Below are 9,369 nucleotides of genomic sequence, written 5' to 3'. Positions count from 1 at the left end.
CTTTTCTTTTTAGAAATGTTTTGTGATACAATATGATGTGAACTTTTGAGAAGAAATGGTGATTACAAGAATGAAATCTTTTATTTATAGCCTGACGCTCCCTGAGCTTACACGATGGATGGAAGAGAACGGGGAGAAAGCGTTCCGCGCCGGGCAAGTATTTGATTGGTTGTATGGGAAGCGAGTGGAGTCATTCGCCGAGATGAGCAACCTGTCCAAAGCCCTGCGTGAGAAACTGGACGCGTCATTTCGCATGGATGCGCTAAAAGAGATTACCCGTCAGGAATCGCAGGACGGAACGGTGAAGTTCCTGTTCTCACTCCATGACGGCCATGCGATCGAAACGGTAATCATGCGGCATAACTATGGCAACAGCATCTGTGTCACCACACAGGTTGGCTGTCGCATCGGCTGTACGTTCTGCGCGTCAACGCTGGGTGGTCTCAAGCGCAATCTAGAGGCAGGAGAGATTGTCATGCAGGTGTTGGCGGCGCAAAAAGCGCTGGATGCTAAGAATGAGCGGGCCAGCCATGTCGTTGTCATGGGGATCGGCGAGCCGTTCGAGAACTACGATGCGCTGCTTGCGTTCCTTCGTATTATCAATGATAACAAGGGCCTGAATATCGGCCAGCGGCATATTACGGTATCTACGAGCGGTATTGTGCCGAACATCTACCGATTCGCCGATGAGAAACTGCAGGTAAACCTGGCAATTTCTCTGCATGCACCGAATACGGAAATCCGTTCGCGTCTCATGCCGGTGAACCGGCGCTATCCGCTGGATGAGCTGATGGAAGCCTGTGAGTATTATATTAAAACGACCGGTCGCCGCCTAACATTCGAATACGGTTTGTTCGGCTCGGTGAATGACAGACCTGAGCATGCCGAAGAGCTGGCTGAGCTCCTTAAAGGCATGCTGTGCCATGTCAATCTCATTCCGGTAAACTATGTGCCGGAACGCAACTACGTGCGCACTGCGCGCAACGATATTTTTACATTCCAGAAAACTTTGCAAGCGAAAGGAATCAATGCTACGATTCGCCGTGAACACGGCAGTGATATCGCTGCGGCCTGTGGACAGCTGCGGGCCCAGCATGCGAAACAGACGTAGAGGTGAGGAATAGAATGGAGTCAGCCATACAGACGCATATCGGTTGTGTAAGACAGACGAACGAAGATTCAGGACGAATCCAGCGGTATGATAACGGCTGGATTCTCGCGATCGTCGCTGACGGCATGGGCGGCCATCAGGCGGGCGACGTCGCCAGCCAGATGGCGGTTGATATTATCTGTGAATCGTTGAAGGACATAACCGATTATACTACGCCGAGTGAGCTGCAGCAGAAGCTGAATAATGCGATTCAACTGGCCAATGAGCGTATTCTGACATATGCACAGGAGCATGAAGAATGCCGGGGGATGGGGACAACGGTGGTCATTGCTCTGATGAACCACCAGCTCGGCGTGCTGGCCCATATCGGGGATAGCCGGATTTATCGCTACAGCCAGGGCATTCTCCAGCAGATTACAAGCGACCATACGCTGGTTAACGAGTTGTTGCGTAACCACCAGATTACACAGGATGAAGCGGCCAACCACCCGAGGCGCAATATATTGACGCGCGCGCTTGGTACCGACAAGAAGGTTAAGGCCGACTTCAGTATTTTGCACTGGGATACCGGTGACATGCTGCTGCTTTGCTCGGACGGATTATCAGGCAAAATCGGCAGCGAGGCAATGGCGAAGGTGCTTACGAATGGCTCCCTTAAAGAGATGGCGGACGAGTTGATTGAAAGAGCGTTGGATGCAGGCGGGGAAGATAACATTACGGTCATCCTGCTGCGTAATCAATCGGAGGCCGGAGAATGAAAGGGGGGAGCCTGCAGATGATTGGAAAGCGAATCGGTGGGCGCTATGAAATTGAACAGCAAATTGGAGAAGGTGGGATGGCCATTGTCTACCGTGCGCGCGATACGCTGCTGAATCGCACGGTAGCTTTGAAAGTGCTGCGCTCCCAGTTTGGAAATGACGATGATTTCGTGGCCCGCTTTCATAGGGAAGCTCAGGCGGCGGCAAGCTTGTCCCATCCAAACGTAGTCAACATCTACGATATTGGCCAAGAGGACGATATGTACTATATCGTTATGGAATATGTCGAAGGGATGACATTGAAAAAATATATCAATGGACACGCTCCGCTGGATGTGAAAGAAGCGGTGGATATCGCGGTTCAAATCTGCGACGCGCTCGACCACGCGCATCAAAATGAGCTGATCCACCGGGACATTAAGCCGCATAATATTTTGATTAATAAATTCGGGCGCATTAAAGTGACCGACTTTGGTATCGCGCGGGCTGTATCATCGGTGACAATTACGCATACCGGCTCCGTACTTGGCTCCGTGCATTATTTTTCGCCGGAACAGGCGAAGGGTATCGCGGCCGGTGCTAAATCGGATTTGTATTCGCTTGGTGTTGTTTTGTACGAGATGCTGACGGGGGAACTGCCGTTCTCCGGTGATTCGCCAATTAGTGTGGCGCTTAAGCACCTGCAAGAGACATATGTGCTTCCGCGCAAGCTCCGTCCGGAGATTCCGCAGAGCTTAGAAAATGTCATCATCCGCGCTATGGCGAAAGAGCCGATGTACCGTTATGAATCGGCGCGTGAGATGCTAGAAGACTTGCAGACGTCCCTCTCACCGGAGCGCAGGAATGAGCCTGTATATCTTCTTCCGGAGAAGTACGGGGTGGAAGAAGACCCGGAAATTACGCGCGTGATTCCGGCGATTAAACCGGAGATGATGCGCAAACGTAATTGGGACGAGGAAGAGGCTGTGCCGGTCAAAGAGCCGAGCGAAGCGGCGGAGAAACCGGCGGTTCGGGAAGAAGCCGCGGTAGAAGAGACGGATACAAAGCCGCTGCCCTGGAAAAAAGCGGTTGGTTGGGTTGCAGGGATTTTTCTGTTTTTTATGCTGGTCGGAGCCGCTGTCTTTTACGGCTTCTCATTTTTCCGTGTACCGGACGTAACCGTGCCGTCAGTACAGAATATGCCGCTTGATGAAGCACGCCAGAAGCTGGAGGCGCTAAAATTAAGGCCGGCCATTCAGGAACAGTACGATGAGAAAGTGGCACCCGGCCGTGTAATTAAGCAGGATCCGGTGCCGAACATGCAGGTCAAAGAAAATTCCGAAGTACGGCTGATCGTCAGCCAGGGCAAGCCGAAGACAGCAATGCCTAATTTCGTGGGACAGAACATCGATGATGTGGAAAGCCAGCTTACCGGCAAATACAAAGATTATCATATTGAAAAAGAAACAAGTGAAGATCAGCCGGCCGGTACGATCCTGAGACAGACACCGACCGCCGGCCAAGAAATTGTGGCATCCGATACGGAAGTGACATTGGTCGTAAGCCAGGGTCAGGAGAAGGCAACGTTGCCAAAACTTGTAGGTTTGACCGAGGAAGAGGCAAAGCTTAAGCTCGAACAGTTGGGCTTGCGTCCGCAGATAGATAGGAAGCCGAGTTACGAGCCGGAAGGGACTGTAATCGAACAGTCTTACCGTCCGGATAATCAGCTCGAAAAAGGCACATGGGTGCGCATCACGGTCAGCGAAGGTCTGCCTGAGGAAGCGCGCCGGGTAAAAGAGACGGTGGACGTCTACTTGAACCCGGGCGAGAAGGCCAGCATCGAGATTAAAGTGACGGACGCCACCGCACAGAACAAAACGGTGGACAGCTACACGATTAAACAAAGTACGCAGTTTCAGGTTCCTGTCGTCCTCTCGCCATCACAGGATGCGATTATCCAGGTATACAGGGACGGACAACTATATCAAGAAAAACAGGTTAAATACAGTGATTTTCAATAAAATTGGAGGGGTCTCATGCCGCAGGGCCGTATAGTAAAAGCACTGGCCGGCTATTATTATGTGCAGGACGGTGATGCGCTCTGGCAATGTCGGGCCAGAGGGGTATTCCGCAAAAAAGGCATCACTCCGCTGGTCGGGGACGAAGTGGTATACGAAACAAACGGAACGGAAGGAACGATAACCGAGATTTTACCGCGGACGAGCGAGTTGATTCGTCCGCCTATTGCCAATATCGATCAAGCGATTCTCGTCTTTTCGCTCGTCGAACCGGACTTTAATCCGCAGCTGTTAGATAAGTTTCTGGTACATACGGAGGCGGCCAACGTAGATGCAGTCATCTGCCTTACAAAGGCTGATTTGCTATCCGATAAGGAGAAACTCAACCGTATTCGTGAGCGTTGCAATGCGATTGGCTATCCGGTCGTAGTGACCAGCTCGAAGGGCAAAAGGGGAATTGAAGATATTCGTGCATATCTCGGCGGCCACCTGTCCGTTTTCGCCGGCCAGTCAGGGGTAGGCAAATCTTCCTTATTAAATGCCTTATTCAGCGGGCTTTCACTAGAAACAGCTCCGATTAGCCAGAAATTGGGTCGGGGCAGGCACACGACAAGGCATGTAGAGCTGATTCATCTGGCGGAAGGCGGCTGGGTCGCAGATACACCGGGTTTCAGCTCGCTAGATTTTCAATCGATTGAAGCGAATGAGCTCGGGCTGTATTTCAAAGAAATGCGTGCCATGCTCGGGGAATGCAAATTCCGCGGCTGCCTGCACGTGAACGAGCCGGGCTGTGCGGTGCGCGCAGCGGTAGAAGCGCATGAAATTCAACCTGCGCGCTATGAGAACTATCTGCAATTTCTACAGGAAATCAAAGAGAGAAAGCCGAGGTATTGAACACATGGTTAAGATTGCACCGTCGATTCTTTCCGCGGATTTTGCCCGCCTGGGAGAAGAGATTAAAGAAGTAGAGCAGGGAGGTGCGGACTGGATCCACATCGATGTGATGGACGGTCATTTTGTGCCGAATCTCACGATTGGACCACTGGTTGTAAAAGCCGTTCGCCCGCATACGAATTTGACGCTTGATGTCCATCTGATGATTGAGAATGCGGATATGTACATCCCCGAGTTTGCAAAGAGCGGCGCGGATATCATTACCGTACACCAGGAGGCATGCGTGCATCTGCACCGCACGATTTATCATATCAAAAATCAAGGCGTAAAGGCCGCCGTTTCTCTTAATCCAGCCACTCCGGTCGGAACGTTGGAGCACGTGCTTGAAGATATCGATATGGTCCTGCTTATGTCTGTGAACCCCGGCTTTGGCGGTCAAAAATTCATTCCGGAAGTTGTGCGCAAAGTGACACAACTAAAAACAATGCTTGAAGAGCGCGGTCTGGGCGATAAAGTCGAAATTCAAATCGACGGCGGCATTAATGCCGAAACGGCTCCGCTTGTTACAAAAGCCGGAGCGACCTGCCTGGTGGCGGGTAACGCCGTCTTCGGTCAGGCGGATCGTGCCCGCGCCATCGAAGATATTAAACAGGCTTGCCGATTATAGAATAAAGTTGAGGACCGTGTTTTTTTATTGAGCTTGATTTCATATTTTTTAGAAGCCCGGCATATGTTAAACCGAGCAGGCGGAAGAAGTACACAGCCGGTACATTTGAATATACTGGACTGTACCTGAAATAAGGGAGGGGTCATCATGCGGTTTTATACTATTAAGCTGCCGAAGTTTCTGGGGGGGCTGATTCGCGCGATTCTCGGCGGGGGAAAACGATGAGGTGGCGTAAGACATAAAAAAAGCACCATAAAAGGGGTGCTTTTTTTATGTCTCTATTACACTCGCGTAACTAAACCGGATTTCAATGCTTTAGTGCTTACGTATACGCGCTTCGGCTTTCCATCCACCAGAATGCGTACTTTTTGTACGTTTACGCCCCAAGTGCGTTTGTTCGCGCGGTTGGAGTGGCTGCGCTTGTTGCCGGTTTTCGCCCGTTTGCCAGTTACATAACATACACGTGCCATTCTATTCCACCTCCCTGAGATGCAGTCAATCAAAGTGACTCTCTTTGCATACTCAAGTATAATATCATACACGTATGGCAAAAGCAAGAGATCTGTCAAGAATTTATCCTTTACATTGACGCGCGTTGGAGAGTTCTTTATAGTAAATGATGAACAATTTAAGCATCTCGTCCTAGGAACAGAAAAATCTTATGGCATTTCCGCCGCAACCCCAACATGAAAATCATGGGAAGAGCGGCTGATTTTTGCGGTACGAAGGAAAAGAGAGAAGAGAACGAGAGGATGATTTCAATGTGGAAAAAGGCGAAGACCTTTTTCTTCTCCGGCTCCTCTTTCCTCTCCTTCTTTCTTCATGATTTTCATAGAAAAAGGGAGGCAGGAAAATGAGCGTTCAAATGAGTACGGAACTCGGAAAAATTGAGATAGATACACAAGTGATTACGACACTTGCCGGCGCGGTTGCCATGGAATGCTACGGACTGGTCGGTATGTCTTCGCGTCGTACGATGAAAGACGGGATCGCCGACATTTTGCGCCGGGAAAATCTGTCACGCGGTGTAGAAGTTCGGGACGAGAATAATCGGACTGTTATCGACCTGTATATTATCGTGAGCTACGGGACGAAAATTTCCGAAGTAGCTCATAGTGTGCAGGAACGTGTAAAGTACGCATTACATAAAACACTGGGATTAACGGTAGATGAAGTCAACATTTATGTGCAAGGTGTTCGTGGAGAAATGAGCTCCTAGAAGGACAAGGGAGGAAATTGTACGTGAGAAATCGCACATTGACGGGACAAGTTCTCCGTCAAATGTATAAAATGGGCGCGGAGCGCCTGACGCAGCATGTCAAAAAGGTGGACGCGCTCAATGTGTTCCCTGTGCCGGACGGCGATACGGGAACAAATATGAATTTAACATTTACTTCCGGCGTAGCCGAGTTGGAAAAATTGGCGGAACAGACAGCGGAAAAGGTAGCATCCGTATTCTCACGTGGGCTATTGATGGGTGCGCGCGGCAATTCGGGGGTTATTTTATCCCAGTTGTTCCGCGGTTTTGCTAAAGGATTAGCCGACTCTGTGGAAGCGGACAGCCACAAGCTGGCGGATGCGTTCCAACAGGGTGTGGAGATGGCGTACAAAGCCGTTATGAAGCCCGTGGAAGGCACGATCCTGACGGTGGCCCGGGAAGCGGCAGCAGCCGCGCGCAAAGCGGCACGCTCCGGACTTATTGAAGATGTTGTCGAAAGGCTGGTTGAAGCGGCCCAGAAAGCACTGGATAATACGCCCAATCAATTGTCGGTACTCAAAGAAGTCGGCGTGGTCGATTCCGGCGGACAGGGGCTTGTCTATATTTATGAAGGCTTTTTGAAAGCGGTAAAAGACGGCATCGTATTCGCCGAGCCGGAAGAAGCGAAGCCGGCGGTAGCGGGAGGTATGTCTTTATTTGGTAAAACGCATGACGAGATGCACCATGTGATTAACCCGGCCGATATCAAATACGGGTACTGTACAGAATTTATGGTGCACGTAAGACCGGATGCCGTCTTTACGCAGGACGAGTTCCAGGAACGGATTAGCGCATATGGGGATTCGCTGCTTGTCGTCTCGGATGAGGATCTGGTGAAGGTTCACATCCATGCCGAAGAGCCGGGTGAAGTGCTTTCGCTTGCCCAGCAGTACGGCGCGCTTGATCGGATTAAAATCGAGAACATGCGCCTGCAGCATGAAGAGGTGCTGCGTCGCCAGAAGACAAGACAGGCGCTGAAGTCGCCATCTGAAACCCCTACCGTGTCTGCGGAAAGATCGCAAGTGACCGAAGCAGTAAGGGGCGAACCGGATTTTGATATACCGCAACCGGAGAATGCGAAAAAGCCGTATGCGATTATTGCAGTGGCGAGCGGTCAGGGGATTGCTGACATCTTCAAAAGCCTGGGCGTCGATCGTATCATTGAAGGCGGACAGACGATGAATCCGAGCACCGAGCAGTTTGTAAGCGCCATTGAAGAGGCAAACGCAGAGCGGGTTCTCATCCTGCCGAACAACAAAAATATCGTCATGGCTGCTCAGCAGGCCGCAGAGCTGGTAGACGTACCTACGGCCGTCATTCCGTCCAAGAGCGTACCGCAGGGCATGTCCTCACTGCTCGCATTCTCGGCGGACGAGCCGCTTGAGCAGAACCGCGATCGGATGAGTGAGGCGCTTGCGCTCGTTAAGACCGGCCTTGTCACATATGCCGTACGGGATACGACGTTGAATGAGTTGATAATTAAAGAGGGCGATTTTATCGGTATTTTTGACGGCGATGTCGTTACGTCCGGACAGGATGCGTATGAGACGGCCAAAGCGTTAATTAGCCGGATGGTTGATGAAGACGATGGATTGATTACGGTGATTTACGGTGCGGATGTGAAAGAATCGGCTATGAATGAATTGGAGAAGCAGTTGCGCGCCTCATTTGACAGCTATGAAGTGGAAGTGCATGACGGGGGACAACCGCTGTATTCATTTATTATCGCAGTCGAATAAACGATAGACACAAAAAAGGGGATGATCCTTCGCGATGAAGCTCTATATTGTAACTGACAGCACGGCCGACATCCCGAAAGAGCTGGCTTCCGAATTGGATATTCATGTAGTTCCGCTGAAGGTCCATATCGATGATGCCACGTATCTGGACGGGGTCACCCTGACAACCGCACAGTTTTATGAAAAGCTTGAGAAAGCGGACAGGCTGCCTCGTACATCCCAGCCCTCCCCGATCGATTTTGTTGATATGTATGAAGCGCTGGCCGCAAAAGGGGAGGATGCGCAGATTATTTCCATCCATCTTTCCAGCGCATTGAGCGGCACGTACCAGACAGCCAACCTTGCAAAAGATATGGTACAGGACAAAATAAAGGTACATGTCATTGATAGCCGGACCGCTTCGTATGCGCTTGGTTCGATTGTCGTGGCAGTGGCGCGTGCAGCTCGCGAAAGAAATAATTTACAGCAGTGTCTTGATCTGGCCCAGCGGCTTATTGCCAACCATGCAGCATTCTTCGTAATGGATACGCTTATGTATCTGCAGAAGGGCGGACGCATCGGGAAAGCTTCCGCTGTATTGGGATCGCTGTTGAACGTTAAGCCGATTTTGACATTCGACGAGACAGGGGAAGTGGCTGCAGTCGAGAAAGTGCGCGGCAAGAAAAAAGCGGTAGGCCGAATGCTGGATTTGGCCAAAGAATTCGCCGGCAGCGCACCGGTTGTGGCCGCCGTCGTGCATGCAACAAGCCATGAAGAAGCCGAAGCCTTGAAGGCGCGGATAGCCGAAGAACTGAATGTGATACAGGATATGGTCGTGACGGAGTTGGGCCCGGTTATCGGCACATATGGCGGGCCTGGTTTACTGGCCGTAACGCTGTATAAGGTATAACAGGCTTTTGATTTTTGGCAAACTATGTGGTTTGAGATCCGGAAGGTAAGATTTCT

The 9,369-nt window shown here is 50.9% G+C and carries 10 protein-coding genes; 9 read left to right on the top strand and 1 reads right to left on the bottom strand.

Going from position 1 to position 9,369, the window contains the following annotated elements:
- The first annotated feature begins 70 nt into the window (after window positions 1–70).
- The 6 genes from rlmN (at window position 71) to spoVM (ending at window position 5,652) form a co-directional block, all read left to right on the top strand.
- Window positions 71–1,111 (top strand): dual-specificity RNA methyltransferase RlmN, encoded by a 1,041-nt coding sequence (gene rlmN / locus ADA01nite_RS08135; RefSeq protein ID WP_146809447.1) that lies wholly within the window; start codon window positions 71–73, stop codon window positions 1,109–1,111.
- A gap of 14 nt (window positions 1,112–1,125) precedes the next feature.
- On the top strand, window positions 1,126–1,869 hold the full coding sequence (locus ADA01nite_RS08130; protein WP_146809446.1) for a Stp1/IreP family PP2C-type Ser/Thr phosphatase: 744 nt from the start codon (window positions 1,126–1,128) through the stop codon (window positions 1,867–1,869).
- 17 nt (window positions 1,870–1,886) lie between these two features.
- Window positions 1,887–3,869 carry a Stk1 family PASTA domain-containing Ser/Thr kinase gene (pknB, locus tag ADA01nite_RS08125; RefSeq protein WP_146809452.1) on the top strand — a complete coding sequence of 661 codons (1,983 nt, stop codon included), beginning with the start codon at window positions 1,887–1,889 and terminating at the stop codon, window positions 3,867–3,869.
- A gap of 15 nt (window positions 3,870–3,884) precedes the next feature.
- Window positions 3,885–4,760, top strand: coding sequence for a ribosome small subunit-dependent GTPase A (gene rsgA, locus ADA01nite_RS08120; protein ID WP_146809445.1), 876 nt, complete (start codon window positions 3,885–3,887; stop codon window positions 4,758–4,760).
- Window positions 4,761–4,764: 4 nt separating this feature from the next.
- Window positions 4,765–5,427 (top strand): ribulose-phosphate 3-epimerase, encoded by a 663-nt coding sequence (rpe, locus tag ADA01nite_RS08115; protein WP_146809444.1) that lies wholly within the window; start codon window positions 4,765–4,767, stop codon window positions 5,425–5,427.
- 147 nt (window positions 5,428–5,574) lie between these two features.
- Window positions 5,575–5,652, top strand: coding sequence for a stage V sporulation protein SpoVM (gene spoVM / locus ADA01nite_RS23030; protein WP_139188865.1), 78 nt, complete (start codon window positions 5,575–5,577; stop codon window positions 5,650–5,652).
- A gap of 56 nt (window positions 5,653–5,708) precedes the next feature.
- Here spoVM and rpmB read toward each other — a convergent pair whose 3' ends face one another.
- A complete protein-coding gene (rpmB, locus tag ADA01nite_RS08105; RefSeq protein WP_146809443.1) occupies window positions 5,709–5,897 on the bottom strand; it encodes a 50S ribosomal protein L28 in 189 nt (62 codons plus the stop codon).
- A gap of 383 nt (window positions 5,898–6,280) precedes the next feature.
- On the opposite strand from rpmB, the gene ADA01nite_RS08100 reads away from it, so the two are divergent.
- Genes ADA01nite_RS08100 through ADA01nite_RS08090 form a run of 3 tightly spaced genes read left to right on the top strand, consistent with a single transcriptional unit; the run spans window position 6,281 to window position 9,313 of the window.
- Entirely contained in the window at window positions 6,281–6,646 is a 366-nt protein-coding gene (locus ADA01nite_RS08100) for an Asp23/Gls24 family envelope stress response protein (protein WP_146809442.1), read from the top strand.
- 23 nt (window positions 6,647–6,669) lie between these two features.
- Window positions 6,670–8,424, top strand: coding sequence for a DAK2 domain-containing protein (locus ADA01nite_RS08095; protein ID WP_371863545.1), 1,755 nt, complete (start codon window positions 6,670–6,672; stop codon window positions 8,422–8,424).
- Window positions 8,425–8,458: 34 nt separating this feature from the next.
- A complete protein-coding gene (locus ADA01nite_RS08090; RefSeq protein WP_146809441.1) occupies window positions 8,459–9,313 on the top strand; it encodes a DegV family protein in 855 nt (284 codons plus the stop codon).
- Window positions 9,314–9,369 lie beyond the last annotated feature (56 nt).

Source organism: Aneurinibacillus danicus, assembly GCF_007991215.1.
GTDB classification, from domain to species: domain Bacteria; phylum Bacillota; class Bacilli; order Aneurinibacillales; family Aneurinibacillaceae; genus Aneurinibacillus; species Aneurinibacillus danicus.
The sequence above is the reverse complement of the archived record's forward strand: the minus strand, read 5'-3'. Positions and strand labels throughout refer to the sequence as shown.

Coding starts and splice junctions, on each gene's coding strand:
- rlmN (WP_146809447.1), top strand. CDS start 71: ATGAAATCTTTTATTTATAGCCTGACGCTCCCTGAGCTTACACGATGG.
- ADA01nite_RS08130 (WP_146809446.1), top strand. CDS start 1,126: ATGGAGTCAGCCATACAGACGCATATCGGTTGTGTAAGACAGACGAAC.
- pknB (WP_146809452.1), top strand. CDS start 1,887: ATGATTGGAAAGCGAATCGGTGGGCGCTATGAAATTGAACAGCAAATT.
- rsgA (WP_146809445.1), top strand. CDS start 3,885: ATGCCGCAGGGCCGTATAGTAAAAGCACTGGCCGGCTATTATTATGTG.
- rpe (WP_146809444.1), top strand. CDS start 4,765: ATGGTTAAGATTGCACCGTCGATTCTTTCCGCGGATTTTGCCCGCCTG.
- spoVM (WP_139188865.1), top strand. CDS start 5,575: ATGCGGTTTTATACTATTAAGCTGCCGAAGTTTCTGGGGGGGCTGATT.
- rpmB (WP_146809443.1), bottom strand. CDS start 5,897: ATGGCACGTGTATGTTATGTAACTGGCAAACGGGCGAAAACCGGCAAC.
- ADA01nite_RS08100 (WP_146809442.1), top strand. CDS start 6,281: ATGAGCGTTCAAATGAGTACGGAACTCGGAAAAATTGAGATAGATACA.
- ADA01nite_RS08090 (WP_146809441.1), top strand. CDS start 8,459: ATGAAGCTCTATATTGTAACTGACAGCACGGCCGACATCCCGAAAGAG.